General features: G+C 75.0%; 25 protein-coding genes. 15 read left to right on the forward strand and 10 right to left on the reverse strand.

What is annotated here, in order from left to right:
- Positions 1-30: 30 nt before the first annotated feature.
- The 3 genes from Q3W71_RS24115 (at position 31) to Q3W71_RS24125 (ending at position 2,417) form a co-directional block, all read left to right on the forward strand.
- Entirely contained in the window at positions 31-969 is a 939-nt protein-coding gene (locus tag Q3W71_RS24115) for an AraC family transcriptional regulator (protein ID WP_302921714.1), read from the forward strand.
- Between the two features lie 24 nt (positions 970-993).
- Positions 994-1,362, forward strand: coding sequence for a VOC family protein (locus tag Q3W71_RS24120; RefSeq protein WP_302921715.1), 369 nt, complete (start codon positions 994-996; stop codon positions 1,360-1,362).
- A 197-nt stretch (positions 1,363-1,559) separates the two neighbouring features.
- On the forward strand, positions 1,560-2,417 hold the full coding sequence (locus tag Q3W71_RS24125; protein ID WP_302921716.1) for a helix-turn-helix transcriptional regulator: 858 nt from the start codon (positions 1,560-1,562) through the stop codon (positions 2,415-2,417).
- 160 nt (positions 2,418-2,577) lie between these two features.
- On the opposite strand, the gene Q3W71_RS24130 is transcribed toward Q3W71_RS24125, so the two are convergent.
- Together Q3W71_RS24130 and Q3W71_RS24135 are read right to left on the reverse strand one after the other, a co-directional pair.
- On the reverse strand, positions 2,578-3,339 hold the full coding sequence (locus tag Q3W71_RS24130; RefSeq protein WP_302921717.1) for an SDR family oxidoreductase: 762 nt from the start codon (positions 3,337-3,339) through the stop codon (positions 2,578-2,580).
- Positions 3,340-3,476: 137 nt separating this feature from the next.
- On the reverse strand, positions 3,477-3,770 hold the full coding sequence (locus Q3W71_RS24135; protein ID WP_088992865.1) for an antibiotic biosynthesis monooxygenase: 294 nt from the start codon (positions 3,768-3,770) through the stop codon (positions 3,477-3,479).
- Between the two features lie 99 nt (positions 3,771-3,869).
- Here Q3W71_RS24135 and pnuC point away from each other — a divergent pair, with 99 nt between their 5' ends.
- From pnuC to Q3W71_RS24150, 3 genes are all read left to right on the forward strand, one after another.
- Complete coding sequence (pnuC, locus tag Q3W71_RS24140) at positions 3,870-4,523, forward strand: nicotinamide riboside transporter PnuC (protein ID WP_302921718.1); 654 nt, start codon at positions 3,870-3,872, stop codon at positions 4,521-4,523.
- Positions 4,520-5,740 (forward strand): AAA family ATPase, encoded by a 1,221-nt coding sequence (locus Q3W71_RS24145; protein WP_302921719.1) that lies wholly within the window; start codon positions 4,520-4,522, stop codon positions 5,738-5,740. Before pnuC ends, Q3W71_RS24145 begins: the two co-directional genes overlap by 4 nt.
- Before the next feature lie 510 nt (positions 5,741-6,250).
- Positions 6,251-7,249 carry a TerC family protein gene (locus Q3W71_RS24150; RefSeq protein ID WP_302921720.1) on the forward strand — a complete coding sequence of 333 codons (999 nt, stop codon included), beginning with the start codon at positions 6,251-6,253 and terminating at the stop codon, positions 7,247-7,249.
- Between the two features lie 79 nt (positions 7,250-7,328).
- Here Q3W71_RS24150 and Q3W71_RS24155 read toward each other — a convergent pair whose 3' ends face one another.
- Together Q3W71_RS24155 and Q3W71_RS24160 are read right to left on the reverse strand one after the other, a co-directional pair.
- Positions 7,329-8,246 (reverse strand): NlpC/P60 family protein, encoded by a 918-nt coding sequence (locus Q3W71_RS24155; protein ID WP_302921721.1) that lies wholly within the window; start codon positions 8,244-8,246, stop codon positions 7,329-7,331.
- A 59-nt stretch (positions 8,247-8,305) separates the two neighbouring features.
- Positions 8,306-9,403 carry a mandelate racemase/muconate lactonizing enzyme family protein gene (locus Q3W71_RS24160; RefSeq protein ID WP_302921722.1) on the reverse strand — a complete coding sequence of 366 codons (1,098 nt, stop codon included), beginning with the start codon at positions 9,401-9,403 and terminating at the stop codon, positions 8,306-8,308.
- A gap of 124 nt (positions 9,404-9,527) precedes the next feature.
- Between Q3W71_RS24160 and Q3W71_RS24165 the strand changes: the two genes are divergently transcribed.
- The gene (locus tag Q3W71_RS24165) at positions 9,528-10,325 is read left to right on the forward strand and encodes a tyrosine-protein phosphatase (protein WP_302921723.1); all 798 of its coding nucleotides are present in this window, start codon (positions 9,528-9,530) and stop codon (positions 10,323-10,325) included.
- Here the strand turns inward: Q3W71_RS24165 and Q3W71_RS24170 are convergent.
- From Q3W71_RS24170 to Q3W71_RS24180, 3 genes are all read right to left on the reverse strand, one after another.
- Positions 10,291-10,992, reverse strand: coding sequence for a lysoplasmalogenase (locus tag Q3W71_RS24170; protein ID WP_302921724.1), 702 nt, complete (start codon positions 10,990-10,992; stop codon positions 10,291-10,293). The genes Q3W71_RS24165 and Q3W71_RS24170 overlap by 35 nt on opposite strands.
- Before the next feature lie 236 nt (positions 10,993-11,228).
- Positions 11,229-12,161 (reverse strand): serine hydrolase, encoded by a 933-nt coding sequence (locus tag Q3W71_RS24175; RefSeq protein ID WP_302921725.1) that lies wholly within the window; start codon positions 12,159-12,161, stop codon positions 11,229-11,231.
- A 99-nt stretch (positions 12,162-12,260) separates the two neighbouring features.
- Positions 12,261-13,229, reverse strand: coding sequence for a DUF5937 family protein (locus Q3W71_RS24180; RefSeq protein WP_302921726.1), 969 nt, complete (start codon positions 13,227-13,229; stop codon positions 12,261-12,263).
- A 112-nt stretch (positions 13,230-13,341) separates the two neighbouring features.
- Between Q3W71_RS24180 and Q3W71_RS24185 the strand changes: the two genes are divergently transcribed.
- Complete coding sequence (locus Q3W71_RS24185; protein WP_302921727.1) at positions 13,342-13,848, forward strand: tetratricopeptide repeat protein; 507 nt, start codon at positions 13,342-13,344, stop codon at positions 13,846-13,848.
- A 240-nt stretch (positions 13,849-14,088) separates the two neighbouring features.
- On the opposite strand, the gene typA is transcribed toward Q3W71_RS24185, so the two are convergent.
- A complete protein-coding gene (typA, locus tag Q3W71_RS24190) occupies positions 14,089-15,957 on the reverse strand; it encodes a translational GTPase TypA (protein WP_302921728.1) in 1,869 nt (622 codons plus the stop codon).
- Between the two features lie 136 nt (positions 15,958-16,093).
- On the opposite strand from typA, the gene Q3W71_RS24195 reads away from it, so the two are divergent.
- Positions 16,094-17,497, forward strand: a complete 1,404-nt coding sequence (locus tag Q3W71_RS24195; protein ID WP_302921729.1) for a DedA family protein — start codon at positions 16,094-16,096, stop codon at positions 17,495-17,497.
- Positions 17,498-17,589: 92 nt separating this feature from the next.
- On the opposite strand, the gene Q3W71_RS24200 is transcribed toward Q3W71_RS24195, so the two are convergent.
- On the reverse strand, positions 17,590-19,710 hold the full coding sequence (locus tag Q3W71_RS24200; RefSeq protein WP_302921730.1) for an efflux RND transporter permease subunit: 2,121 nt from the start codon (positions 19,708-19,710) through the stop codon (positions 17,590-17,592).
- Between the two features lie 162 nt (positions 19,711-19,872).
- On the opposite strand from Q3W71_RS24200, the gene Q3W71_RS24205 reads away from it, so the two are divergent.
- The 5 genes from Q3W71_RS24205 to Q3W71_RS24225 all read left to right on the forward strand — a co-directional run bounded on the left by Q3W71_RS24205 (position 19,873) and on the right by Q3W71_RS24225 (position 25,187).
- On the forward strand, positions 19,873-20,385 hold the full coding sequence (locus Q3W71_RS24205; RefSeq protein ID WP_302921792.1) for a MarR family winged helix-turn-helix transcriptional regulator: 513 nt from the start codon (positions 19,873-19,875) through the stop codon (positions 20,383-20,385).
- 5 nt (positions 20,386-20,390) lie between these two features.
- Positions 20,391-22,052, forward strand: coding sequence for a CocE/NonD family hydrolase (locus Q3W71_RS24210; RefSeq protein WP_302921731.1), 1,662 nt, complete (start codon positions 20,391-20,393; stop codon positions 22,050-22,052).
- 158 nt (positions 22,053-22,210) lie between these two features.
- Positions 22,211-23,095, forward strand: a complete 885-nt coding sequence (locus Q3W71_RS24215; protein WP_302921732.1) for a hypothetical protein — start codon at positions 22,211-22,213, stop codon at positions 23,093-23,095.
- A gap of 212 nt (positions 23,096-23,307) precedes the next feature.
- The gene (locus Q3W71_RS24220) at positions 23,308-23,883 is read left to right on the forward strand and encodes a helix-turn-helix transcriptional regulator (RefSeq protein WP_302921733.1); all 576 of its coding nucleotides are present in this window, start codon (positions 23,308-23,310) and stop codon (positions 23,881-23,883) included.
- Positions 23,880-25,187, forward strand: coding sequence for an MFS transporter (locus Q3W71_RS24225; protein WP_302921734.1), 1,308 nt, complete (start codon positions 23,880-23,882; stop codon positions 25,185-25,187). Before Q3W71_RS24220 ends, Q3W71_RS24225 begins: the two co-directional genes overlap by 4 nt.
- A gap of 45 nt (positions 25,188-25,232) precedes the next feature.
- On the opposite strand, the gene Q3W71_RS24230 is transcribed toward Q3W71_RS24225, so the two are convergent.
- Positions 25,233-25,436, reverse strand: coding sequence for a cold-shock protein (locus tag Q3W71_RS24230; RefSeq protein WP_088992880.1), 204 nt, complete (start codon positions 25,434-25,436; stop codon positions 25,233-25,235).
- Between the two features lie 174 nt (positions 25,437-25,610).
- Here Q3W71_RS24230 and Q3W71_RS24235 point away from each other — a divergent pair, with 174 nt between their 5' ends.
- Positions 25,611-26,306, forward strand: a complete 696-nt coding sequence (locus tag Q3W71_RS24235) for a methyltransferase (protein WP_302921793.1) — start codon at positions 25,611-25,613, stop codon at positions 26,304-26,306.
- The last annotated feature ends 41 nt before the right edge of the window (positions 26,307-26,347 follow it).

A 26,347-nucleotide genomic window follows, 5' to 3' on the forward strand; every position in this document is an offset into this window, starting at 1 on the left:
GCGGTCGCCGGGACGGACGGGCGGTCGGGGATGGACGCGGTCGCGACAGCGGTCGACGAAGTCGTCCTCGGCGTGCCCCACGCCCGGCTGCGGCCCTTCGTCGACCGCTACATCGGCTATCGCGAGCGGGCGGATCTGCCCCTGGTCCGCCGGGAGGTGGCCGGTGCCTTCGTGGTGGTCATCCTCGGCTGGGGCGCTCCGCTGGACGTGGTCGACCCGCGGGACCCCGCCCGGGGCGCGCACCGGGTCGACTCCTTCGTCGCCGGCACGTTCGACGGCCCCTGCACCACCCGGCTGGTCGGCGTCGGCGAGGGGGTGGAGCTGCTGCTGGCCCCGCTGGCCGCCCGCCGGATCCTCGGCCTGCCGCTGGCCGAGCTGACCAACCGGGCGGTGGGGGTGGCGGCACTGCCGGGTGGCTGGCTCGACCGGCTCCGCGTCCGGCTGGCCACCGCCGCCGACTGGCCGGCCCGGTTCGCGCTGCTCGACGCCGCGGTGACCGCCCGGCTGGCGGCGACCGAGCCGGTCGACGCGCGGCTGGCCTGGGCGTGGCAACGGCTCGCCGGCAGCGGTGGCCGGGTCGCCGTCGGCGCCCTCGCCAGCGAGCTGGGCTGGAGCCGCCGGCACCTGGCCGCCCGGTTCCGGGACGAGATCGGGCTGCCGCCGAAGACCACCGCCCGGCTGCTCCGGTTCCAGCGCGCCTACGCGACGCTGGCCGCCGGCCCGGCCCTCGGCGTCGACCGGGCGCCGGCCGGTACGAACGGCCAGGCCGGTCCGGGCGGCGAGAGCGGCTCGGTCGGCCAGGGTGGCACCGGTGGCCCGGGCGAGTGGTCCGGTCCGCCGGCGGGCGGCTGGGCCGAGGTCGCCGCCCGGTGCGGGTACTACGACCAGTCCCACCTGATCCGCGACTTCCGCGAGTTCGCCGGCGGCACCCCGACCGCGCTCGGGTCACATTCGTCCAATCCCGGGTGACCGGGCCGGCGGCAGACTCGGGGCATGCGAACCATCTATCCGATCTTCCGCTACCCGGACGCCGGGGCGGCCATCGACTGGCTCTGCACCGCCTTCGGCTTCACCGTGCACGCGCGGTACGACGCGCCCGACGGTTCGGTGGCGCACGCCGAACTCACCCTGGACACCGGCATGGTGATGGTGGGCGAGCGGCCCGACCCGCGGCCCCGGCCGGGCGACGAGGACTGGTCGGTCTACGTGGCGGTCGCCGACGTCGACGCGCACTGCGCCCGGGCCCGGTCGGCCGGCGCCGAGATCGTCCGGGAGCCGTTCGACACCGACTACGGCTCCCGCGACTACACCGCCCGTGACCTGGCCGGCAACGTCTGGTCCTTCGGCACGTACCGGCCCTGACCCGGCGGTGGCCGGCCCGGGTCGGGCCGCCCGAGGGCGCCCGGCGGCGGCGAGGCCCGGGCGGCGCGAGGCCGGGCAGCGCCGAGGACCGGGGCGGGGTCGGGGTGAGCGGTGAGGGCGGCTGCGATTGCGGTGAGCGAGCGTGGTATTGCGCTGGGTGATCGTCCTGCGTACTCTCCCACGGTGGGGAGGCGGGGATGCCGTTGCCAACGAGTCCGGTCATTCGACGTGCGCGGCTCGGCGCCGAGTTGCGCCAACTGCGCCGGCGGGAGGCGCTCACCCTGGAACAGGTCTGCGACCGGCTGGGCTGGGCTTCCACCTCCAAGCTGTCCCGCATCGAGCTGGGGCAGAGCCGGCCCGACCTCGCCGACGTGCTCGACCTGCTGGACGTCTACCAGGTGCCGGCACCGCAGCGGGACGCGCTCATCGTCATCGCCCGCGACGCGGCCACCAGCCGGGGCTGGTGGAAGGCGCTCGGCGAGATGAGCGAGCGGCAGCGCACGTACGCGGAGCTGGAGGCGGGCGCGGCGAGCATCGTGGACTACCAACCGGCGGTGGTGCCCGGGCTGTTGCAGACCCCGGCGTACGCCCGGCTGCGGATCGCCGCCGGGCGGCTGCTGGACAGCGGCGTGGACGTCGAGGCGGACGTGCGGGCCCGGATCGCCCGGCACGAGGTGCTCCGCCGACCCGAGCCACCCCGCTACACAGCGCTGCTCGCCGAGGCCGCCTGCGACCCCGCCGACGCCCCGCCCGAGGTGTGGCAGGAGCAGCTGCGGCACCTGGTCGACGTGGCCGGGCTGCCGAACGTGACGATCCGGCTGCTGCCCCGGGGCGTCGCCGCGCAGGGCGTGCAGCCGCTCACCCCGTACTCGTGCTACTCCTTTCCGGACCCGGCCGACCCGCGCACGGTGATGCTGGAGGCGCTGACCACCGACGTGCGCCTGGTGACCACACCGGACGTCGACCGGTACGAGCGGATCACCGGTTGGCTGCTGGGCGCGGCCCTGCCGGCGGAGGAGAGTGTCGCGGAGCTGGCCCGCCGCGCCGCCGACTGAGCAGGCACGCAGCGGCCGGGCGCGGGCCACGGCGCCCGGGCGGGCGGCGCGCCCGCCGACGCAGCGGCATGCCGGCGGTTGACCGGACGGGGAGTGGGCCGGGCGCGGGTCGCGCGTGGCGGCACCTCGGCGGGCAGGCGAGCAACGGCCCGACCGAGGGTCACGTGTGGCGGCGGAAGCCGCCCTCGGAGTCGATCACCTGGCCGGTGATCCATCCGGCGTCCGGCGAGCAGAGGAAGCGGACCAGCCGGGCGGCGTCCTGCGGAGTGCCCCAGCGGCCGCCGGGGAAGAGCCGCGCCACCGCCTCCTGGACCTCCGGCGGGGCGTAGCCGGTGTCGGTGGGCCCCGGATTGACGCAGTTGACGGTGATGCCGCCGGGCATCAGCAGCGGGGCGAGCTGGACGGTGAGGTTCTCCACCGCCGCCTTGCTGGCCGCGTACGCCAGTTCGCCGGGCATCGGGCCGAGGCGCTGCCCGCTGGAGAAGAGCACCAGCCGGCCGCCCGATCCGGCGGTGAACGCCGCCGCGAACGCCTGGGCGAGCAGCAGCGTGGCCCGCACGTTGACCAGCAGGTGCCGGTCGATCTCGGTGGCCTCCAGCGCGCCGAGCGGGGTGTGCGTGGAGTAGGCGTGCACGGCCACCACCGCGTCGAGCCGCTCGTACCGGCTCACCGCCTCGCCGACCAGCGCGGCCGGCGCCGCCGGATCGAGCAGATCGGCCCGGTGGTAGGCCGCCACGTCGCCCAACTCGGCCAGCAGGGCCGGCACGCCGTCGGGATCGCCACCGTAGGGCTGCGCCTCGTCGAACTCGGGCAGCCCGGTGAGCAGCAGCCGCCAGCCGTCCGCGGCGAGCGTGCGGGCGACCGCCGCGCCGATGCCGATCCGCCGGCTCACGCCGGTTACCAGAGCCACCCGTTGCGTCATGCCCGACAGTCAACCGGCACCGACGGCCGAAGATCAACCGATATCGCCGCGCGAGTCGCCGGGCCCGGCGCCCCCGAGCCCGTCGGGACCGGCGACCGGCGCGTGCAGGCGGACGATAGGACAGGGGTACGACAGCCTCAGGCCGGCACGTCCACGAAGTGCTCGACCAGCGGCGGGTTGGCGAAGTACGGCCCGATCAGCTCCCGCCACCGGGTGAACCGGTCACTGCCGCGGAAGTTCTCGTTGTGCGCCTCGACCGAGTCCCACTCGACCAGCAGCACGAACCGCGACGGCGACTCCACGCCCCGGGTCATCCGCACCGACCGGCAGCCGGGGGTGCCGGCCAGCACCGGATGCCCCTTGGCGTACGCGGCGGCGAACTCGTCCTCGTGTCCGGGCAGTACGTCGATGAGCGCGACCTCAAGCACCATGCCGGAAGCCTTTCACGGCACCCCGGCGGGGCAGTGGCGCGGGGGTCTGTTCCCGGGGACCGGACCCGCCTAGGGTGGGCGCGCGGAAAGGGGAGCGGCATGATCGACTGGCTGACCGGCACGGCGTTCACCGTGGCGGGTACCGGCACCACCTGGGCCGAGCTGCTGGGCTTCGCCACCGGCGCGCTCAACGTCTGGCTGGTGGCCCGGCAGCGGATCGCCAACTGGCCGGTCGGCATCGCCAACGTGCTGCTGCTGATGCTGCTGTTCTGGACGGCCGGCCTGTACGCCGACGCCGGCCTCCAGCTCGTCTACGTCGCCCTCGGGCTGTACGGGTGGTGGGCGTGGCTGTACGGCGGCGAGCGGCGCTCCCGGCTCACGGTCAGCCGGACCGGTCCCGGGGAGTGGTGGGCGCTGGCGGCGGCCGGGTTGGCGCTGACCGTCGGGCTCTGGGCACTGCTGACCCGGGCCACCGACTCCACCGTGCCGCTGCCGGACGCCCTGACCACCGCGCTCTCGCTGCTGGCCACGTACGGGCAGACCCGCAAGCGGGTGGAGAGCTGGTGGTTGTGGATCACCGCTGACCTGGTCTACATCCCGCTCTACGCCTACAAGGGCCTCTACCTCACCGCGCTGCTCTACCTGGTCTTCCTCGGGCTCTGCGTGCTCGGCCTGCGCGAGTGGCGGGCGGACCTGCGCCGCCAGGGCAGCGCGACGCCGGTGCCGCCCGGCCCGGCCCCGGTGGCGGCATGACCGACGCGACGCCCCGACCTCCGGCGGTCGCCGACGGCGCGTCGGTGACGAGGCGCCCGGTGGACCGCGCCCACGACGTGGCTGCGGCGGCACCGGTCGGCCCGCAGCGGCCCGCGCCGGACGCCGGGCCGGCGGCGCCGGAGTTCCGGCACGGGATGGTGGTGGGCAAGTTCTACCCGCCGCACGCCGGCCACCACGCGTTGATCCGGGCGGCCGCCGCCCGGTGCGCCGCCGTCACCGTGGTGGTGGCGCCGTCGCGCCGGGAGTCGATCCCGCTCGCGTCCCGGTTGGACTGGCTGCGCGAGGTGCACGCGGACACCCCGTGGGTCCGCTTCGTCGGCCGGTACGACGACCATCCGGTGGACTACGCCGATCCGGCGGTGTGGGACCTGCACTGCGCCGTGTTCCGGGAGGCGCTGGGTGGCCGGCCGGTCGACGCGGTCTTCTCCTCCGAGGCGTACGGCGCCGAGCTGGCCCGGCGCTTCGACGCCGTACCCGTCGCGGTGGATCCCGCCCGGCGGCGGGTGCCGGTCTCCGGCACCGCGGTCCGTGCGGACCCGGTGGGCCACTGGGACCGGCTCAGCGCGCCGGTGCGGGCCTGGTTCGTCCGGCGGGTGGTGGTGGTCGGCGCGGAGTCCACCGGCACCACCACGATGGCCGCCGCCCTCGCCGCGCACTTCGGCACCCGCTGGGTTCCCGAGTACGGCCGGGAGTTGACCGCGCGGAAGCTGGCCCGGCTGCGCGAGCGCGACCCGGCGGCCACCGTCTTCGACGTCAGCTGGGATCGCGACGACTTCGCCGAGGTGGTCCGGGAGCAGCAGGCGGCCGAGGACGCGGCGGCCCGGTCCAGCGGCCCGCTGCTGTTCTGCGACACCGACGCCCGGGCGACGGCGGTCTGGGAGGAGCGCTACCTGGGCTCGTCGTCCGCGCGGGTGCGCGCGGCGGCCCGGCGGCCGGCGCTCTACCTGCTGACCGACCACGTCGGGGTGCCCTTCGCCGACGACGGGCTACGCGACGGCGAGCACCTGCGGGCCTGGATGACCGACCGGTTCCGCACCGAGCTGGCCGGCTGCGGGGTGCCGGTGGTCGAGCTCAGCGGCCCGCACGGGCGGCGGCTGGCCCGGGCGGTGGCCGCCTGCGAGGAGCTGCTGGCCGCCGGCTGGTCGCTGGCCGACCCACTCGCCGCGCCGACCGACCCGGAGCACCTAGCCTCCTAGGATGCCTTACGCGGTGTGTGCCCCGACACCCGGCCGACCGCGATGCCGGGACGGTGGCTGACGGGCGCATGGCGCCGACGGCGGCGCACGACTCAGGGTGTCCGCAGCCACCCCGCCCAGGGCGGCAGGCGTGCATCACGCCCCGGCCCCCACGGGCATCGCGCCCCCGTGGCCCACGGTCGTCGTGGCGCTACGACCGGATCTGCGGCGATTCGCGGTGGTGCCGGGGCCGGCGTGGGGGAGGACACCGACCGCCCAGGGTGCGGTCACTGGTCGCAGTGGTGAAGAATGATGCTTGAGGAGGGGAGTATTCCCCCGCGACGGAGTCGTCAGCACGGTCGAGCGCCGGCCCCCCGGTGGCGCGACCCGGCCCCGTCGGTCACCGCCCCGCCCCCGGGACGGTGACGGAAGAGACCTCCGACAGTCACCAGAGTCAGCGTCGCCGGTACGCCGCGCCCCTGGGGGGCGTACGGTGTGCCGGACGTTGCGTGTCTGCCGGAGGAATGAACGTTGGACGTGTCCGGACTGGTGTGGGCGGGGACCCTCGTCGCACTGACCGCGATCCTGCTCGTCGACCTGCTGATCATCGGTCGGCGGCCGCACGAGCCGAGCGTGCGGGAATCCAGCCTGTGGGTGGGCTTCTACGTCGCCCTGGCGCTGATCTTCGGCGCCGGGGTGTGGCTCGCCTCCGGCCCGAGCGCGGCCGGCCAGTTCTACACCGGCTGGCTCACCGAGTACAGCCTCTCGGTGGACAACCTCTTCGTCTTCGTGATCATCATGGCCCGCTTCGCGGTCCCCCGGCAGTACCAGCAGAAGGTGCTGCTCATCGGCATCGTGCTGGCGCTGGTCATGCGCGGCGGCTTCATCGCCGCCGGCGCGGCGCTGATCTCCCAGTTCTCCTGGGTCTTCTACATCTTCGGCGCGTTCCTCATCTACACCGCCGTCAACCTGGCCCGGCAGGGTGAGCCGGACGAGGACGAGTTCACCGAGAACGTGCTGATCCGCTGGAGCCGCAAGGCGCTGCCGATCTCCAAGGACTACGACGGCGCGAAGCTCACCACGCACGAGAACGGCCGGCGGTTGTTCACCCCGATGCTGGTGGTCATGATCGCGATCGGCACCACCGACCTGATCTTCGCGCTCGACTCGATCCCGGCCATCTTCGGCATCACCCAGGAGCCGTACCTGGTCTTCACCGCGAACGTGTTCGCGCTGATGGGGCTGCGGCAGCTCTACTTCCTGCTGGGCGGCCTGCTGGACCGGCTGATCTACCTCAGCTACGGGCTGGCCGTGGTGCTCGGCTTCATCGGCGTCAAGCTGGTGCTGGAGGCGTTGGCCGACAACAACCTGCCGTTCATCAACAACGGCGAGCACGTGGGCTGGGCCCCGCACATCCCGATCTGGCTCTCCCTGACGGTCATCCTCGGCACCCTGCTGGTGGCGACCATCGCCAGCCTGGTGAAGTCGTCCCGGGACCGGCGCCGGGTGCTGGCCGAGGCGCGCCGGTGACCGCGCGCCGCTGAGGCGGGCCGAGACGTGAACGAGGGGCGCTCCCACCCGGGAGCGCCCCTCGGCCGTACGGGGTGGGTCAGACCCGGTGCGCGCCGACCAGGGTGGCGGTGCGGTCGGCGGGCAGCCGCTCCTCCAGCACCCGCCGCCGCCGGTAGCAGGCGTGCAGCATCCGGCGGTCGTCGCCGGGGCGCGGCGCGGCGGTGACGATGCCGATGTGGTGGATCTTGCGGCCCGGGCGGGCGAAGAAGTAGAGGTCGCCGGGGCGTTCCGCGCCCAGCGGTACCGGGGTGGTCGCCTGGGCCTGGTCGTCGGCGTCGCGGGGGAGCACCACCCCGAACCGCCGCCAGGCCAGGTGCACCAGCCCGGAGCAGTCGATCCCGTACGCCGACACCCCGCCCCAGATGTAGACGACGTCGAGCAGCCGGGCGGCGACGGCGAGCACGTCGCCGGCCGTCGGCGGCGTGCTGGGCACCGGGACGGCGTGCGTGGCGGGCAGCCAGAGCGGGTCGGGGTGCCCGGGGGCGTGCACCGGGCGCCAGCCGTCGACGGGGGGTCCGGCCGGGGTCAGCCGGGTGCCGAGGATCACGTCGGGGAGGACCACCTCGCCGTCCGGCGTGGACCGCAGCGCGGTGACGGTGGCGTCGACCACCAGCGGGTCGGCGTGGGTCGCCGGGCCGGCCGGGGCGAGCTGGTCGGCCGGCAGCCAGCCGGGGTAGCCGCGCGGGTCGAGCTTGGCCGCCGGCTGCTGCACCGCCACCACGTGCGCCCAGCCGTCCGGGCGCAGCTCGGTGACGAGCACCCGCTCGCCGAGCAGCAGCTGGCTCAGCACGCAGTCACCGACCTGCTGGTCGGTGTTCATGCCGGAGATCCAGGCCGGGATGTCGGTGCGCGCGGCGAGGGCGGGCCGGTCGATCGGGCGTACCGCCTCGGGGGAGGTCCACAGGGTCGCGACGGCGACCCGGACCACGGCCTCGCGGCCCGGTTGCAGCTCCACGGTCCACCCCCACCTCGCGCCGCCTGTCACCGCGACCCTATGAAAGATTCCAACGACCATCAACCACGTGACTGCACTTTTGCTTCAGTAACGGAGCTGATCCCGAGGCCCGGCGCGTCCGGCAGCAGCACGGTGGCGCCCTCGTACCGGATCCCGTCGCGCACCGGTGACCAGGCCAGCCACCAGGCGGCGTCCAGGTCGGAGACGGCGGTGGTGCGGTAGGCGGCGACCAGGCTCGCGGCCGCCCCGATGCCCACCTGGCTCTCCATCATGGATCCGACGATGGTGCCGAGGCCGTGCGCGGCGGCCAGGTCGAGCAGCGTCCGGGCCGGGTGCAGGCCGCCGCACTTGGCGAGCTTGACGTTGACCATGTCGGCCGCGCGGCGGCGGATCACCTCGACCAGGTCGCGTACGCCGAAAACCGCCTCGTCGGCGAGGATCGGCACCTGCACCCGGTCGCTGACCCAGGCCAGCCCGTCCAGGTCCCAGCGGGGCACCGGCTGCTCGACCAGTTCCACGTCCAGGCCGGCGTCCTCGATGCCGCGGATCACCCGGACCGCCTCGCGCGGGGTCCAGCCCTGGTTGGCGTCCAGCCGGATCCGTACCCCGTTGCCGACGGCGGCGCGTACCGCCCGGACCCGCTCCAGGTCGCCGGCGGCGTCGGTGCCCACCTTGAGCTTGAGCACCCCGAAGCCCTCGGCCGTGCGCTGCCGGGCCGCGGCGGCCAGGTCCACGGCGTCGCCGGCGGCGAGCGTGACGTCCGTGGGCACCCGCAGGGTGGTGCCGCCGAGCAGCCGCACCAGCGGTACGCCGAGCCGTCGGGCGGCCAGGTCGTGCAGCGCCACGTCGACGGCGGCCTTGGCGGCCTCGTTGCCGGCCACCGCGCGCTGCACCTCGGCGCAGCGGGCGACCAGGTCGTCCGGGTCCCGGCCGGTGAGCATCGGCCCGAGCAGGTCCCGGACGCAGGCCTCGGCGCCGGCCACCGAGGCGCCGGTGACCTGCCAGACCTGCGGCGCCTCGCCGAAACCGGACCGGCCGTCGCCGTCGACCAGCTCGACGACCAGGGTCTCGACGGTGGTGGTCCGGCGCAACGCGGTGACGAACGGGGTGTGTAAGGGGGCGCTGAGCCGGTGGGTGCGTACCGCGGCGATCGTCATGTGCGGCACCCTATATGCGCAGGGTTGGCGACAGGGGAGGCCGGATGAGCCAGGGTCACCGGGCGGGTCATCGACGCGGCGCGGCGAGGTGTCGCGCCGGCGGCGAGTGGAGCGGGGCGGCGGCGTGAGCGAGCGGGACTGGGCACTGGTGGGCGCGCCGAACGCGCGTGACCTCGGCGGCATGGTCGGCGCCGGTGGCCGGCGGGTGCGGCCCGGGGTGCTGATCCGTACCCCGGCGCTGGGCCGGCTGACCGACGAGGACCTGCCGGTGCTGGCCAAGCTCGGCCCGGCCTGCGTGATCGACCTGCGGCACCACTCGGAGCAGGCGGTCGCCCCGCCGGACCGGCTGCCCGGCGAGCCGCGGGTGCTGCACCTGCCGGTGCACGACGCGGAGCACCCGGTCTTCACGTACGTCTCGGCGGTGCTGCTCGGCCACGACCTGGCCGCGTACGCGGAACTGGCCCGGCAGGGCACGCCGGCGGCGATGGCGGCCATCTACCGCTGGTTCGTCACCGGGGCGGCGGCCCGGGCGAACTTCGCCGCGGCGGTGCGGGCGGCGGCCCGGCCGGAGAACCTGCCGTTGCTCTACCACTGCTCGGCCGGGAAGGACCGCACCGGCTGGCTGACCGTGGTGCTGCTGCACGCGCTCGGCGTGGACGAGGCGGTGATCCGGGCCGACTACCTGGCGAACAACCCGCTGACGGCGAGCCTGCGGGAGGTGATCCTGGAGGCCATGCGGCAGCGGCAGCCCGCGCTGGACGAGGCGGCCGTGCGGCCGGTGCTGGAGGTGCGCCCCGAGTACCTCGACGCGGCGTACGGGGAGGTGCGCCGGGTGCACGGCTCGTTCGGGGCGTACCTGCGCGACGGGCTCGGGCTGACCGACGAGCTCATCGGGTCGCTGCGGGCGCACCTGCTGGAGTGACCGGCGCCGGGTGCGGTGTGTCGCGGGCGGCCCAGCCGGTGACGATCAGGGCCTGCCCGGCGGCGTAGGTCGCCATCACCCAGATGGGCGGGCCGGGCAGGGTGGCCACCTCGGCCACGCCGGTCGCGATGAGCAGGTCGGAGCCGAGGAAGAGGGCGCCGCCGACGCCGACCCGCCAGCCGTGTGCCGCGGCGGTGGTGGCCATGGCGGCCAGCGCGACCGCGTAGCCGGCGACCGGCACCGCCAGCCCGGCGTCGGCGAGCCCGTCCCACATCCAGGCCAGCGCGGCGACGGTCAGCACCGCGTACGCCACGGCGACGGCCAGCAGCGGCGGGCGGCGCAGCGCGGTCGCCGCGCCGGCGCGGGTGAAGGCCGCGATGTAGCAGAGGTGCGCGGCGAGGAAGAGCGCCATGCCGGTGAGGAAGGCGGCGGTGCCGTCGCCGAGCAGCGCGACGTCGCCGCCGGTGGAGAAGGCCAGCGCGGCGAGGACCAGCCGGGTCGGTGCGACGCCGCGGTCGGCGGCGACCCGCCAGAGGTACGCGGCCAGCAGCGGCATCAGCAGCGGCTTGCTGAGCAGCACGCCGAGGTCGCTGCCGGTGGCGTTGGCGAGCAGGTTCGCCGCGGTGGCCACGACGAAGGCGGTCAGGATGGTGCGGCTGCGGGGCATCGGCGGCTCCTCCGGGGGGTGGCCAGCAGCGTAGGCGGTGCGGCGGCCGCAGGCCATCCGCCGGAGCGAGGGTTGTGCCGCGATGCGGTGCGGGTCGGTGCCGGGCGAGCCGGCGGCGCGGTCCGGGTCGTCGGTGCGGGTGCGCCGCCGGGCTGTCGTCGGGGTGCGCCGGCGGGTTGGCCGGCGGTGTGAGGTGCGCCGCCGGGTTGGCCGGCGGTGCCGGGTGCGCCGGCGGGTTATCCGGCGGTGCCGGGTGCGCCGTCGGGTTGGCCGGCGGTGTCGTATGCGCCGTCGGGTTGGCCGGCGGCGCGGAGGTCGTGGCGGGCGGCCCAGACGGCGGCGGAGATGTCGGCGATCAGGCGGCAGGCGTCGTCCTCGACCTCCTCGCCGGTGGGGCCGCCGTCGGCGAGGTCGGTGGTGGTGCAGACGACCACCGCGTACGGGGGCGCGTCGGCGGGGAAGACCACGCCGGCGCCGTGGCGCACCCCGCGCACCCAGCCGTTCTTGTGCGCGATCCGGGTGCCCGGGGGCAGCCCGGCGGCGAGGTCCTCGCGGTGTTCCTGGGCGAAGAGCACGTCGAGCATGGCGGCGCAGTCGGCGGGGGAGGCCAGCGGGCCGGGCCGGGTGGCGCCGGTGGCCAGCGCGCCGAGCAGGGCGGCCAGGTCGGCGGCGGTGACCAGGTTGGTGATGCCGGCGTCGCGGGCGGCGAAGTCCTCGATGCCGCGCCCGGTGACCGCGTTCCGGGCCCCGGCGAGGGTCCAGACCTCGGCGACGGCGGGCAGGCCGACGTGGCCGATGACCAGGTTGGTGGCGAGGTTGCTGGAGCGCACGATCATCCGGTGGGCGAGCCAGCGCAGCGTGGCGGTGCCGCCGATCCGGTCCCAGACGGCGTCGTCGTTGTCGTAGTGCTGGGCGCAGGTGAAGCGGGGAGCGCCCGGCAGCGCCGAGTCGAACGAGTTGCGCACCGGGACCGGGGCGTCCAGGTCGAGGGTGCCGGCCTCGGCGGCCCGGTGCAGGGCGGCGAGCACGCCGACCTTCATGGTGCTGGCCGCGTAGTGGGTGGCGTCGGGCAGCCGGGTCCAGGTCGGCGCCGCGTCGAGCCGGCCGACGTACGCCGAGACGGTGCCGGGCACCCGGTCCAGTCGGGCGTCGAGGTCATCCCAGGTCATGCCGGTGACCGTAGCCGATGACCGGATCGGCGCCGGCGGCGGACGACCCGGCACGCGGTCAAGTCGGCGGCGGGTGGTCGCGCGATTCGCGGTGGCGGCTCAGCGCAGCGCGGCGTCGCCGAGCGGCGTACGCCGGTAGCGGATCTCGTGCCGGTGCCGTTCCCCGGTGACGAACCCGGCGTCGCGCAGCACCGTCAGGTGCTCGGAGACCGTGCCGGCGGCCAGCGCGTGGCGGTGGGCCAGCGTGGTCGTGCTGGCCGGCTCGTCGAGGCTGACCAGCAGCGCCGCCCGGGTCCGGCCGATCAGCCGACCCAGCGCCGCGTGCCGGTCGGTGGGCTGCGGCTGCCAGAGCGTGCCGAGCCCACGCGCCGGATAGATCACCGTGGGCTGCCACGGCGGGTCCACGATGACGACGACCTGGTCCCACTTGAAGGCGCTGGGCACCAGCACGAGCCCCTCGCCGCGCAGCTCGCGGTGCTCGTCGTCGCCGTAGTCGCGGGTCAGCAGGCCGTTGTGCCAGCGCAGTCGGGGATGCAGTTCGGCGAAGAGCCGGTCCAAGCCGCCCTCGGCGAGGCGTCGGGTCTGGAAGCCCACGTCGGCGTCGAGCAGCCCGCGTACGGTCGGCCAGATCGGTTCGACCAGCACCTCCCAGGCCCGCCGGACGAGGGCGACCAGCGTCCGGAGCACCACTGCCGGGTCGCCCAGCAGCAGCCGGCCGGTCGCCGACTCGGCCGCGCCGGGAGTGTCCGCCAGTGATCGTCGTACCTCCGCGCGCACCCGGTCAGGGTCGGTGGCGGCCACGGCGGCGAGTTCGTCGGCGAACCGGGCGTGCGGGCTGATCGGTGGCGGCGAGAGGAAGTCGGGGGTGTAGCCCCGCCGCGGCTGGAGCAGGGTGATCGGCCGCAGGTCGAGGTCCCGCGTGTCGAGGGTGTCGAGCCAGCGGCGGTGGGGGCCGGCACCCTCGCGTGGGGAGAGCAGGCGCACCGCGAACAACGTCTCGAGAAGGGGCGAGCTGGCGAAGCGGCAGCGCAGCAGGTCGGCGGGGCTGAACCGCAGGGTCACCGCCATCCGCTCCACCCTCCGCCGGAAGATTCGGCGGTCGCCGAATCACTGGCGGCGACGGTACCAGCGCTCGCAGAGTGCCTTCCGCCTGGACCGACGACTGACGAGGAGAACGACGATGAACCCGAGCGCCGACTGGGAGCAGCGCAGCGCGGAGCTGTGGGCGTCCTTCAACGCGGCACCCGACGACTGGGACGCGGAGGAGTTCCGCGGGCGGGTCGGCGCCCTCGCCGACGAGTTGGGCCCGGATCATCCGGTGGCGGCGTTCGAGCGGGCCTGCGCCTGGGACTCCACCGGTCACTCGGACCGGGCGGTCCCGCTCTACCGCAGGGCGCTGGAACTGGGCATCGACGGCATCCGCCGGCGCCGCTCGGTGATCCAGTTGGCCAGTTCGTTGCGGAACATCGGGCAGGCCGCGGAGAGCGTCCGGCTGCTGACCGAGGAGCGCGAGCGCGGCTCGGACGAGCTCGACGACGCGGTCAGCGCGACGCTCGCGCTGGCGCTGACCAGCGTCGGCCGGGAGCGGGAGGCGGTGTCGATCGCCGTCGGCGCGCTCGCCCAGCACCTGCCGCGCTACCAGCGGTCGATGGCCAACTACGCCCGGCTCCTGGTCGAGCCCACCTGACCGGCCGAACGGGCTGGTCGCGGTGCGGCCGTCCCGACTGGGGCCGGGGGAGGTGCGGCCGTCCGGCCGGGGGGCCGGGGGGAGGTGTGGCCGGCCGGCCAGGGCCGGTCAGTGTGTTGCCGGCCGGCCGGAACCGGTCGGAGTGTTGCCGTCCGGCCGGGGCCGGAGGAGGGGCGGCGACGAGGCCGGGGCCGGCCCGCGCGTGGCGGACCGGCCCCGGTCGGTCGGTGCGGTGGCCGCTCAGCCGGCGTGCTTGCGGCGGGCGGCGGCCCGGGCGCGGGCGGTCTGGTCGAGCACCACCTTGCGGATCCGGACCGCGACCGGGGTCACCTCGACGCACTCGTCCTCGCGGCAGAACTCGAGGGCCTGCTCCAGCGACAGCTTGCGCGGCGGGATCAGCTTCTCGGTCTCGTCGGCCGTCGACGAGCGCATGTTGGTGAGCTTCTTCTCCTTGGTGATGTTGACGTCCATGTCGTCGGAGCGGGAGTTCTCCCCGACGATCATGCCCTCGTACACCTCGGTGCCCGGCTCGACAAAGAGCTGGCCGCGCTCCTGGAGGTTGGTCATCGCGAAGGCGGTGACCGCGCCGGACCGGTCGGCGACCAGCGAGCCGTTGTTGCGGGTCCGCAGCTCGCCGAACCACGGCTCGTAGGACTCGAAGACGTGGTGCAGGATGCCGGTGCCCCGGGTCTCGGTGAGGAACTCGGTGCGGAAGCCGATCAGCCCGCGGGCGGGCACCAGCCACTCCATCCGGATCCAACCGGTGCCGTGGTTGACCAGCTGCTCCATCCGGCCCTTGCGGCTGGCCAGCAGCTGGGTGATCGCGCCCAGGTACTCCTCCGGGGCGTCGATGGTCAGCCGCTCGACCGGCTCGCAGGTCTTGCCGTCGATCTCCTTGGTGACCACCTGCGGCTTGCCGACGGTCAGCTCGTAGGACTCGCGGCGCATCTGCTCGACCAGGATGGCCAGCGCCAGCTCGCCGCGGCCCTGCACCTCCCAGGCGTCCGGACGCTCGGTGGGCAGCACCCGCAGCGACACGTTGCCGACGAGTTCCTTGTCGAGGCGGTCCTTGACCATCCGGGCGGTGACCTTGGCGCCCTTGACCCGGCCGACCAGCGGCGAGGTGTTGGTGCCGATGGTCATCGAGATGGCCGGCTCGTCGACCGTGATCAACGGCAGCGGCTGCGGGTTCTCCGCGTCGGCGAGGGTCTCGCCGATCATGATCTCGGGGATGCCGGCGACGGCGATGATGTCGCCCGGGCCGGCCGAGTCGGCCGGCTTGCGCTCCAGGCCCTCGGTCATCAGCAGCTCGGAGATGCGTACCCGCTGGGTGCTGCCGTCGGTGCGGCACCAGGCCACGGTCTGGCCCTTGCTGATGGTGCCCTGGCGCACCCGGCACAGCGCCAGCCGGCCCAGGAATGGGGAGGCGTCGAGGTTGGTGACGTGCGCCTGCAGCGGCGCGTCCTGCTCGTACGCGGGCGGCGGGATGGTGTCCAGCAGGGTGCGGAACAGCGGTTCGAGGTTGTGGCTGTCGTCCGGGACGGCCCCGTCGGCGGGCTGGGTCAGCGAGGCGATGCCGTCGCGGGCGCAGGCGTAGACGATCGGGAAGTCGATCTGCTCCTCGTCGGCGTCCAGGTCGAGGAAGAGCTCGTAGGTGTCGTCCACGACCTCCTTGATCCGGGCGTCCGGCCGGTCCACCTTGTTGATCACCAGGATGATCGGCAGGCGGGCCTTGAGCGCCTTGCGCAGCACGAACCGGGTCTGCGGCAGCGGGCCCTCGCTGGCGTCCACCAGCAGCACCACGCCGTCGACCATGGTCAGGCCGCGCTCCACCTCGCCGCCGAAGTCGGCGTGCCCGGGGGTGTCGATGATGTTGATGGTGACCGGGTCCGAGCCGTCGGCCGGCAGGTACCGCACGCCGGTGTTCTTGGCCAGGATGGTGATGCCCTTTTCCCGCTCCAGATCCATGGAGTCCATCACCCGGTCGGCCATCTCGGCCCGGGCGCTGAACGCGCCGGCCTGCCGCAACATGGCGTCGACCAGGGTCGTCTTGCCGTGGTCGACGTGGGCGATGATGGCGACGTTGCGGAGGTCGGTGCGAAGCTGCATACCCTCCATACTCTCCTGTCTGCGGTTGCCGGGGTCGGGTCGGGGTCAACCCCCAGATGGCCCCGGTCTGTGGCGAAACTGCTGTCCCAGCCGTCCGGACGGCTGGCATGCTGACCCTCGTGTTCATGGGGGCCGAGTGCACGACCTGCTGACGTCTCTGCAGAGCCTGCCGGCCCTGCTGATCTACCTGGTCGCCGCGCTGATCGTCGCGGCGGAGACCGCCGTGATCTTCGGGCTGCTGGTGCCGGGCGAGGCGACCCTGCTGCTGGTCGGCTTCCTAGCGTACGCGGGGACGTTACGGCTCGCCCCCGCGCTGCTGGTGATGGTGGGCGCCGCCGTGATCGGCGACACACTCGCGTTCCGCGCCGGCCGGCGGTACGGGCCGCGGCTGCGGGCCAGCCGGCTCGGCGCCCGGGTCGGCCCGCACCGGTGGAGCCGGGCGGAGGCGATGCTCGGCCGGCTCGGCGGGCGGGGGGTGTTCACCGCCCGCTGGGTGGCCTTCGCCCGCACCCTGGTGCCCCGGCTGGCCGGCGCGGCGGGCATGCCGTACCGGCGGTTCGCGCCGTGGAACGCGGCCGGGGTGGCCAGCTGGGTGGGCGGGTCGGTGCTGGTCGGCTACCTGGCCGGCGAGTCGTACGAGACGGTCTCCCGGCTGCTCGGCCGGGCCACCGGCGCGGTGCTGGTGCTGCTGGCCGGCCTGGTCGCGGTGGTGCTGGCCGGGCGGTGGCTGGGGCGCAACCCGGACCCGGCCCGGGCGCTGCTGTCCCGGGCCGCCGGGCTGCCGCCGGTGCGCTGGCTCAGCGCCCGCTACGGCATCCTGTTCTTCCTGCTCGCCATGCGGATCGGCCCGGCCTGGACGCTGCTGCTCAACCTGGCCGCCGGGCTGTTGCTGCTCTTCGTCGCCGGGCTGGCCATCGCCTGGCTGCTCGGGGCGGTGGTGCGGCACAGCGGGCTGGCCGTGGTCGACGGGGCGATCGCCGGCTGGTTCGCCGACCGGCGTACCCCCGGCACTGCCGACGCCACCCTCGCGGTGGTCTCGGTGCTGCGCGGCTCGGTCCTGATCGCGGTGGTGGCGGTGCTGGCCGCGGTCCTGGCCTGGCGGCACCGGCCCTGGCAGGCCGACCTGCTCAGCGTGGTCGGCACGGCCGGGGCGTTCATGCCGCTGGTGGTGCTGGCCGTGGTGACCGACCTCACCGGCCCGGGCGGCGGGGCTGTCGTCTTCCCGACCCAGACCGCGGTGGTGACGGCGAGCCTGGCCACCCTCGCCTGGCTGGTGTCCCGGCACGCCCGCTGGCCGGTGGCGGTCGCCGCCTGGACGGCCGCCGCGGTCGGCGTGGTGGGCCTCGGCGGGGCCCGGCTCTACCTGGGCTTCAGCACCGCCAGCGGCACCCTCGGGTCGGTGCTGCTCGGCATCGCCTGGACAACCGTGTTCATGGTGGCCTGGGCCACCCGGGACCGGGCGGTGGGCGGCGCCCGGGAGCCGGCGGACGGGCCGGAGGAGCTGCCGTCGGAGCCCCGCCGGCCGGTCCAGCCCTGCTAGCGGCGGCGTCCACGGCTTCCGGCGCGGCGACGCCCCCGGCGCACCCCGGGCGGGGCGGCGGGGCCGGGCGGGCGCCCGACCCCGCCGCGGGTTCACCGCCGGGCGGCGACCGGGTCGGGGTGGGCCGGGGCCGGCTCGGTCCGCTCGATCCGGCCCGGCCACCAGAACCGGTCGCCGAGCAGGAACGCCAGCGCCGGCACCAGCACCGTACGGACCAGCAGGGTGTCGAGCAGGACGCCGATGCAGACGATGATCCCGATCTGGGTGAGCAGGATCAGCGGCAGCACGCCCAGCACGGCGAAGACCGCGGCGAGCAGCACCCCGGCGCTGGTGATCACCCCGCCGGTGACCCCCAGCGCGGACCGCATGCCGGCGCGGGTGCCGGTGGCGCGGGCGTCCTCGCGGGCCCGGGTGACCAGGAAGATGTTGTAGTCCACCCCGAGCGCCACCAGGAACACGAAGGCGAGCAGCAGCACCTGGCTGTCCAGCGCCGGGAACCCGAGCACGTGGTCGAAGAGCAGCCACGCCGCGCCCAGGCTGGCGAAGAACGAGGCGATCACGGTGAGCACCAGCAGCACCGGGGCGAGCAGGCCGCGCAGCAGCAGCACGAGCACGGCGCCGACGAGCAGCAGGATGATCGGCAGGATCAGCCGCAGGTCCTTGCCGTTGGCCTCGTCGGAGTCGTAGGTGGCGGCGACCGTGCCGCCCACCACCGCCCCGGTGAAGGGGTCGGCGCCGTCGACCGCGGGCGGGGCGGAGCCGGGCACCGCGGCGACCGCGTCGCGCAGCGCCTCGACCGTCCGGTCGGAGCCGGCCGTGCCCGGCTCGTCCTCGAGCACCACGTCGACCTGGGCCACCGCGGCGCCCGCCTCGCCGGGGCGCGCGGACGCGACGCCCGGCACGGCCGCGGCGGCCGCCGTGACGGCCGGCACCGCCGCGGGCGTGGTGAGCACGGCGACCGGCTGGGTGGTGCCGGCGGGGAAGGCCCGGGCGAGGATCTCCGCGCCGGCGACCGCCTCGGGCTTGACCCGGAACTGCTCGGTCTCCGACAGGCCGGTGCGGATGCCGAGCCCGCCCAGGGCGAGCGCGGCGAGCAGCAGCACCGACAGCGCCGCCACCGGCGCGGGCCGGCGCTCGACGGCGGCGCCGAGCCGGCCCCACAGCCGGCCCTCGCGCACCGCGCCACCGACCCGGGGCACGAACGGCCAGAACAGGCCCCGGCCGAAGATCACCAGGGCGGCGGGGAGGACGAACAGCGCCGACGCCATGGCGAGCACGACGCCGGTGGCGCAGGCCACCGCGAGGGCCCGGTTGAGCTCCTGCTCGGACAGCAGGAGGGTGAGCACGCCGAGCACGACGGTGAAGCCGCTGGCGAGAATCGGCTCGGCGGTGCGGCGCAGGGCGGCGCGCATCGCCACGAAGCGGTCCTCCTCGCGCCGCAGTTCCTCCCGGTAGCGGGCGATGAGCAGCAGCGCGTAGTCCGTGGCGGCACCGAAGACGAGGACGCTGGCGATGCCGGTGACCGCGCCGCCGGGCATGTTGATGCCGACCGCGGGGACGATCGTGTCCAGGGCGCGCAGGGTGAGCTGCTCGGTGGCGGCCACGACGACGAGCGGCACGATCCACAGGAACGGGCTGCGGTAGGTGACGAGCAGCAGCAGCGCGACCACCGCGGCGGTGACGGTCAGCAGCGTGGTGTCGGCGCCGTCGAAGACCTTGGTCAGGTCGGTGGTGAAGGCGGGCCCACCGGTCACCGAGACGGTGAGTGTCTCGGGCACGTCGTCGAGGGCGGCGCGGAGCTGGTCGACCCGGCCGGCGACCTCCTCCTGCCCGCCGGCGGTCGACAGCGGCACGACGACCAGGGCGACGGTGCCGTCCGGGGAGACCTGCGGCGGGCTGACCCGGCCGCCGGCGGCGAACCCGCCCAGCTCGCCCGCCTGGCCGGCGAGCGCCGCGCGGTCGGCCTCGGTGAGCGGGCCGCCGTCGGCGCGGCTGGTGACCACGATCGCCGGCTGCACGTCGCGGGAGGGCAGCTGGTCCTGGAGCCGTTCGACCTGGGTCGACTGCCACTGCACGGACAGGCCGGTGGCCGAGACCGGTTCCGGGTTGTCCGGCTTGGGCAGCCCGAAGACGGCGGCGCCGACGACGATCGCGGCGACCACGGTGAGCCACGCGGCCAGCCGGCCACGGGCGACGCGGGTGAACAGGGACATGGGCGGCGCCTCCCGGTCTGCGGCCGGCGGGCGGCGGCCGCGGACGCGGCGGCACCTTCTCCCGGCTGCCAAGTATCTCGACAACCGAGATTATCGACCGCTGAGTTATGCTGCAACTCGACACCGACGGGGGCAGGGAAGGCGGACGTGGCGACGCACGGCATGTACCGGCGGCGGGAGACCCGACGCGAACGGCTGGTCGCGGAGATCGCCGCGGAGCTGCGCCGCTACTCCAGCGACGCCCAGCACATCGGGCACGCCTTCGCCAACCTGCACGGGCTCAACGCCACCGACCTGCAGGCGCTGATCGCGGTGATGGACGCCGAACTGGCCGACCAGCCGATCACCCCCGGGCGCCTGGGCGAGCAGCTCAACCTCTCCTCCGGCTCGGTCACCGCCCTGATCGACCGGCTGGAACGGGCCGGGCACATCCGCCGCGACCGCGACACCGCCGACCGGCGGAAGGTCTTCCTGCGCTACGCCGACCGGGGCGCCGAGCTGGCGACGGACTTCTTCCGGCCGCTGGGGCGGCGTACCGACGAGGTGATGTCCGGGTTCACCGACGACGAGCTGGCGGTGGTGCACCGGTTCATGTCGGCGATGAGCGCCTCGATGCGCGAACACCGCGACAGCGTCCGCTCGGCCCGTCTGGCCCCGGCCCGTCGCCCGGGCTGACCGTGGTGCTGGACCGGCTGGCCACCCGGGCCGCCACCGCGGTGCTGCGGCTGCCCGCCGCGCGCACCCGGCGGGTCACCCTGACCCGGGACCTCCCGGTGCGGGTCCGCGACGGGGTGCTGCTGCGCACCGACCACTACGCCCCCGACCTGCCCGGCGCGCCGGTCGTGCTGATCCGCACCCCGTACGGGCGGGGCGGGCCGATGCGGCTGCTCGGCCGCCTCGCCGCCGAACGGGGCTTCCACGTGGTGATCCAGTCCTGCCGCGGCACGTACGGCTCGGGCGGGGCGTTCGAGCCCCTGGTGCACGAGCGCGACGACGGCCTGGACACCTTGGACTGGCTGCGCCGCCAGCGCTGGTGGACCGGGGCGTTCGGCATGTTCGGCGCCAGCTACCAGGGGTTCGTGCAGTGGGCCCTGGCCGCCGACGCGGGCGACGAGCTGCGCGCGATGGTGGCCGTGGTGACCGCCTCGGCCACCCGCGACTCCACCTACGCCGGGGACTCGTTCGCGCTGGACACCGTGCTCACCTGGGCCGAGCTGCTGCAGGCGCAGACCGTGCCCTGGCTGACCCGGCAGTGGGAACTCAAACGCGGGCAGCCCCGGCTGGTCGCCGCGCTGAGCCACCTGCCGCTGGCCGAGGCGGACCGGATCGCCACCGGGGTCACCGTGCCGTTCTTCCAGGAGTGGCTGCGCCACCACACCCCGGCCGCCGACTACTGGCGTACCCGGGTCTTCGACGACCGGATCGCCCAGGTGCGCGCGCCGGTGACGATGGTCAGCGGCTGGCACGACATCTTCCTGCCGGCGCAGCTGCGTGACTTCGCCGCCCTGCGCGCGGCCGGCGCCGCGCCCCGGCTGACCGTCGGGCCGTGGACCCACGGCAGCCCGGGCCTGTTCGTCGCCGCCCTGCGCGACGGGCTGGACTGGCTCGACGAGCACCTCGCCGGCCGCCCGGGGAGCCGGACCGCGCCGGTGCGGGTGCACGTCGGCGGCGCCGGCGGCGGCTGGCGGGACCTGCCGGACTGGCCGCCGCCGGCCACCCCCACCCGGTGGCACCTGCACCCGGCCGGCGCGCTGACCACCGGTGCGCCGGTGCAGTCCGCGCCGGACGGATTCTGGTACGACCCGGCCGACCCCACCCCCTCCCTCGGCGGCCCGCTGCTCGTCGCCCAGCGCGCCGGGCCGGTCGACAACCGCCCGGTGGAGGCCCGGCCCGACGTGCTCACCTGGACCAGCGCGCCGCTCGCCGACCCGGTCGAGGTGGCCGGCCCGGTGCACGCCGAGGTGCACGTGCGCAGCGAGCTGTCCCATCTCGACGTCTTCGTGCGACTGTGCGACGTGGACCGGCGCGGCCGGTCCTGGAACGTCTGCGACGGGCTGGTCCGCATCGAGCCCGGCCGCTACCCGGCCGACCAGGCCGGCGTCGTACGGGTGCCGGTGGAGCTGTGGCCCACCGCCCACCGGTTCGCGCCCGGGCACCGGTTGCGGGTCCAGGTCTCCGGCGGCGCGCACCCCCGGTACGCGCGCAACCCCGGCACCGGGGAACCGCTCGGTACCGCCGTCACGCTGCGTGCCGGTCGCCGGGAGATCCTGCACGACCCCGAGCACCCCTCGGCGATCGTCCTGCCCGTGCTGGAGTCCCCTCCGCCGCTCCGTCCACGCTGAACAGACCCGTCCTGAACTGGGCGTTCGTCCATCGACCGAGCTATGGTTGGGCAACGCCCGGCGTTGTGCACCAGTTGGCCGGGCTCGCGCGTGTAGCCCCCTCGCCGCATACGCGGCGTCACAGTCGTGCCCGGCCCCCGACCCGACGAGGGGGACCCATGACGCGCGCACCCACCAATCTGTTGACAGTGCGCAACCTGCTGCTCGCCCATCTCAACGTCGATCCGAACCGGGTACGGAGCCAGGACCTCGAACCGGCCGAGGTCGGCATCGTCGGCGACTCGGCACACCGCGGCGGCTACCACTGCGGCTCCGACCGGGTGGTCGCCGGCGACTACTCCGTGGTGGAGTCGCCCCGGGACCGCAACGGGCTGACCCTGGACGCCGCGGCGCTCGACGTCGGGCAGTTCCAGGTCAGCTCCGGCGGACGCACCCACGACCTGCGCAGCTTCTCCGTCTGGTGCGTCGGCCAGTGCGCGGCCAACGCCCCGGACACCCGGGACATCCGGGAGATCATCTACTCCCCGGACGGCAGGGTCGTCCGGCGGTGGGACCGGCTCGGGCGGCGCAGCACCGGCGACGACTCCCACCTGTGGCACACCCACTTCAGCTTCTTCCGCGACGCGATCAAGGCGGGCCGGGACCAGACCCCGCTGTTCCGCCGCTACCTGACCACCATCGGCCTGATCGAGGGAGACGACATGACCCCGCAGGAACACGCCTGGCTGGAAACCATCCACCGCAACCTGACAGTGCTCGACGGCCGCAACCCGGTCGGGCAGATCTACACCCGGATGGCGATGGGGGAGGACCACCTGAACACCAGCTACGTCGTGCCGCACCCCAGCCTGAAGAGTCTCGGCGCGCAGCTCAGCGCGGTGCAGACGGCGCTGAGCCAACTCGCCGGCCGGGACGTCACCGACGAACCGGCGATCATCGCGGGGGTACTGGCCGGGCTGACCCCGGAGAAGATCGCCGCGGCGATCCCACCCACGATGGCCCGGCAGGTCGCCGACGAACTGGCCCGTCGGCTGGCCTCCTGACCCGACCCCGGGCAGGGCGTGGGGCGGTCGTGCCCGGTGTCCGGCGAGCGTGATGCCGCGGAGTCGGCCCGACGAACTCCGCGGCATCAGGCCCGGTCCCGCCTGCTTCCCGCCGCTCGCCGCCACCCGACCGCCGGCCGGAGCACGAGTCAGCAAGAAGAGTTGCGCAATAGCTCTTGCGTAACTGCTCTTGCCAATGTCAGGCTGGCGGCATGCCCAACCCCGACGTACGCCAGGTGACCGACTCGCGCGTCCTGGCCGCGCTCGCCCACCCGCTGCGCCGGCGCCTGATGGATGTGCTGAAGGTGCACGGGCCGTCGACGGTCGGCGCCCTCGCCGAGCGCACCGAACAGGCTCCGGCCAACGTCAGCCACCACCTCAAGGTGCTCGCCGCCGCCGACCTGGTCGCCGAGGCGCCGGAGCTGGCGCGCGACCGCCGCGAGCGGTGGTGGCGCCTGGTCAGCCGGTCAGTGGCCTGGTCCAGCGCCGACTTCGACGACGACCCGGCCGCCCGGGCGGTGGCCGACGCCGCCACCTCGCTCAACCTCGACCGGCACGTCGCGCTGGCCCGGGCCTGGCACGCCGCCGGCGACGACGCGCACGACGCCTGGGGTGAGGGCCCGTTCTCCGTCGACCGCTGGCTGCACCTCACTCCGGAGGAGCTCGCCGAGCTGGGCCGCGAGCTGACCGACCTGCTGGCCCGGTGGGCCGAGCGGAAGGCGCTCGACGACGGCCGCCACCGCGAACCGGTCTTCCTGTTCGCCCACGGCATCCCGGCCCGGCCGTGAGCCCGCCGGCAGCGACCCGACCCGCCGTCCCGGACCAGCGGGCGGGGGACGCCGACCCCCGCCCGGCCAGCGGGCTGCGCGGGCACCGCGACTTCCGGCTGCTCTGGGCCGCGCAGGCGGTCAGCAGTCTCGGCAGCAACGTCACAGCGGTGGCGTTGCCCCTGGTCGCGGTGACCGTGCTCGACGCGAGCACCTTCGCCGTCGCGGTGCTCACCGCCGCCGCCTGGCTGCCCTGGCTGCTCATCGGCCTGCCGGTCGGGGCCTGGGTGGACCGGCTGCGCCGCCGCCCGGTGATGATCGTCTGCGACGTGGCCTCGGCGCTGCTGTTCCTCAGCGTGCCGCTGGCCGCCGTGCTGGAGGTGCTCACCGTCGGGCAGTTGCTGGTGGTGGCCCTGGGTGGTGGGGTGTCCCGGGTCTTCTTCGAGACCGCCGACCAGGTCTACCTGCCGGTCCTGCTGCGCCCGGAGCAGTTGCCGGCGGGCAACGCGCGGATCCAGGCCACCCACACCGCCAGCTACGTGCTGGGCCCCGGGATCGCCGGCCTGGTGGCACAGCTCGCCGGCGCGGTCACCGCGCTGCTGCTGGACGCGCTGAGCTTCCTGGTCTCCGCGGCCTGCCTGCTGCGCATCCGCCGGGCCGAACCCCGGCCGGAGCGGGCCGGGCGGACGTCCTCGCTGCGCCGGGAGATCGCCGAGGGGATCCGGTTCGTCGCCGGTGATCCGTACCTGCGGGTGCTGACGCTGTTCGGCGCGGCCAGCAACATCGGACTGGTCGGCTACCAGGCCGTCCTGGTGGTCTTCCTGGTCCGCGAGGTGGACGTCGCGCCGGGCCCGGTCGGCGTGCTGGTGGCGGTGATGAGCCTCGGTGGTGTCGTCGGCGCGGTGCTGGCCACCGCGCTCGGGCGTCGCGTCGGCACGGCGCGGACGATGCTGCTGGCGGCGGCGCTGACCGGACCGCCCGCGCTGCTGATCCCGCTGGCCGGGCCGGGCGCCGGGCTGGCCTGGCCAGCGCTCGGCGGGGTGCTGGTCAGCCTCGGGGTGGCGGTGGGCAACGTGCTCAAGAGCAGCTTCCGGCAGGCGTACCCGCCGCACCACCTGCTCGGCCGGGTGACGGTCAGCATGCAGCTGCTCAACTACGGCACCATCCCGCTGGCCGCGGTGGCCGCCGGTGCGCTCGGCGCCGCCTTCGGCACCCGCGCCGCGCTCGGGGTGATGACCGGCTGGCTGGCGCTCACCCCGCTGATCCTGCTGGTCGGTCCGCTGCGCCGGCGGCGCGACCTGCCCGCCGGGCCGGAACGACGCTGACGTGCCGGGGCGGCGGCCGGGCCACGGCCGCCGCCCCGGCTCCGGTCACATCGGCCGGACGTTGTCCGCCTGCGGACCCTTCTGCCCCTGGGTCACCTCGAACTCGACCTTCTGGCCCTCGCTCAGCTCCCGGTAACCGCTCGTCGCGATCGCCGAGTAGTGGACGAACACGTCCGGACCCCCGCCGTCCTGCTCGATGAAGCCGAAGCCCTTTTCCGAGTTGAACCACTTGACCGTGCCGGTTGCCATGCATCTCTCCTGTTCGAAGCGGCTGACCGCCGGCCGTCTCGGCCGATGATCGCCCTGTACCTTGTCGACAGTAACCGGCCAAACCCCGATCTGCCGGGCGAAGTGCCGCAGGTGGTGTCGACAGTTCCGCCGGCCGGCATCGTGAAAGCCGCCCGGCGGCCGGCCCGCTACGGCATGCTTGCGCCGGTGACCGACGCCGCGCACGCCGCCCTGACCGACCTGGAGCGGGAGATCCTCGCCCCCGGCGGTGGGTTGGACCGGCTCCGGCTGGTGCGTACGCCGTTCGTCCCCGAGGTGCGGCTGCACCTGGCCGAGGACGCGATCGTCTGGTGGGCCCGGATGGAGGCGCACGCCGGACGCCACCTTCCGCCGCCGTACTGGGCGTCGGTCTGGGCCGGCGGGCAGGCCCTCGCCCGCTACCTGCTCGACCACCCGGAACTGGCCAGCGGACGCCGGGTGCTCGACCTGGCCGCCGGCTCCGGCCTGGTGGCCATCGCCGCGGCGCTCGCCGGCGCCCGTCGGGTGGTGGCCAACGACATCGACCCGTACGCGGTGGCGGCGGTCACCGTCAACGCCCGGGCCAACCGGGTCGCCGTCGCGGCCACCGGTGGCGACCTGCTCGACACCGACGGCGCCGGGGTGGACCTGCTGGTGGCCGGGGACGTGCTCTACGACGGGCCGCTGGCGGCGCGGATGCTGGCCTTCCTGCGCCGGGTCGCCGCCACCGGCGCCGACGTGCTGGTCGGCGACCCCGGCCGGGGGCATCTGCCGGCGGACGGCCTGACGGTGGTCGCCGACTATCCGGTGCCCACCACCGAGCCCAGCGTCGACTCGCCGGTGCGCCGGGTGCAGGTGCTGCGCCCCCGCTGAGGCGGGGACCGACTCAGGGACGACCCCGAGCGGGACTCAGG

The sequence above is a fragment of the Micromonospora sp. C28SCA-DRY-2 genome (assembly GCF_030519475.1).
In the GTDB taxonomy this organism is placed as follows: Bacteria; Actinomycetota; Actinomycetes; order Mycobacteriales; family Micromonosporaceae; genus Micromonospora.

Bases quoted from the DNA above. Each gene is read 5' to 3' on its own strand.
- Q3W71_RS24200 (WP_302921730.1), bottom strand. From the start codon at position 19,710: ATGTCCCTGTTCACCCGCGTCGCCCGTGGCCGGCTGGCCGCGTGGCTC.
- Q3W71_RS24205 (WP_302921792.1), top strand. From the start codon at position 19,873: ATGTACCGGCGGCGGGAGACCCGACGCGAACGGCTGGTCGCGGAGATC.
- Q3W71_RS24135 (WP_088992865.1), bottom strand. From the start codon at position 3,770: ATGGTGCTTGAGGTCGCGCTCATCGACGTACTGCCCGGACACGAGGAC.
- Q3W71_RS24220 (WP_302921733.1), top strand. From the start codon at position 23,308: ATGCCCAACCCCGACGTACGCCAGGTGACCGACTCGCGCGTCCTGGCC.
- Q3W71_RS24170 (WP_302921724.1), bottom strand. From the start codon at position 10,992: ATGCCCCGCAGCCGCACCATCCTGACCGCCTTCGTCGTGGCCACCGCG.
- Q3W71_RS24125 (WP_302921716.1), top strand. From the start codon at position 1,560: ATGCCGTTGCCAACGAGTCCGGTCATTCGACGTGCGCGGCTCGGCGCC.
- Q3W71_RS24130 (WP_302921717.1), bottom strand. From the start codon at position 3,339: ATGACGCAACGGGTGGCTCTGGTAACCGGCGTGAGCCGGCGGATCGGC.
- Q3W71_RS24235 (WP_302921793.1), top strand. From the start codon at position 25,611: ATGCTTGCGCCGGTGACCGACGCCGCGCACGCCGCCCTGACCGACCTG.
- Q3W71_RS24180 (WP_302921726.1), bottom strand. From the start codon at position 13,229: ATGGCGGTGACCCTGCGGTTCAGCCCCGCCGACCTGCTGCGCTGCCGC.
- Q3W71_RS24230 (WP_088992880.1), bottom strand. From the start codon at position 25,436: ATGGCAACCGGCACGGTCAAGTGGTTCAACTCGGAAAAGGGCTTCGGC.
- Q3W71_RS24215 (WP_302921732.1), top strand. From the start codon at position 22,211: ATGACGCGCGCACCCACCAATCTGTTGACAGTGCGCAACCTGCTGCTC.
- Q3W71_RS24115 (WP_302921714.1), top strand. From the start codon at position 31: ATGGACGCGGTCGCGACAGCGGTCGACGAAGTCGTCCTCGGCGTGCCC.
- typA (WP_302921728.1), bottom strand. From the start codon at position 15,957: ATGCAGCTTCGCACCGACCTCCGCAACGTCGCCATCATCGCCCACGTC.
- Q3W71_RS24175 (WP_302921725.1), bottom strand. From the start codon at position 12,161: ATGACCTGGGATGACCTCGACGCCCGACTGGACCGGGTGCCCGGCACC.
- pnuC (WP_302921718.1), top strand. From the start codon at position 3,870: ATGATCGACTGGCTGACCGGCACGGCGTTCACCGTGGCGGGTACCGGC.
- Q3W71_RS24185 (WP_302921727.1), top strand. From the start codon at position 13,342: ATGAACCCGAGCGCCGACTGGGAGCAGCGCAGCGCGGAGCTGTGGGCG.
- Q3W71_RS24145 (WP_302921719.1), top strand. From the start codon at position 4,520: ATGACCGACGCGACGCCCCGACCTCCGGCGGTCGCCGACGGCGCGTCG.
- Q3W71_RS24120 (WP_302921715.1), top strand. From the start codon at position 994: ATGCGAACCATCTATCCGATCTTCCGCTACCCGGACGCCGGGGCGGCC.
- Q3W71_RS24160 (WP_302921722.1), bottom strand. From the start codon at position 9,403: ATGACGATCGCCGCGGTACGCACCCACCGGCTCAGCGCCCCCTTACAC.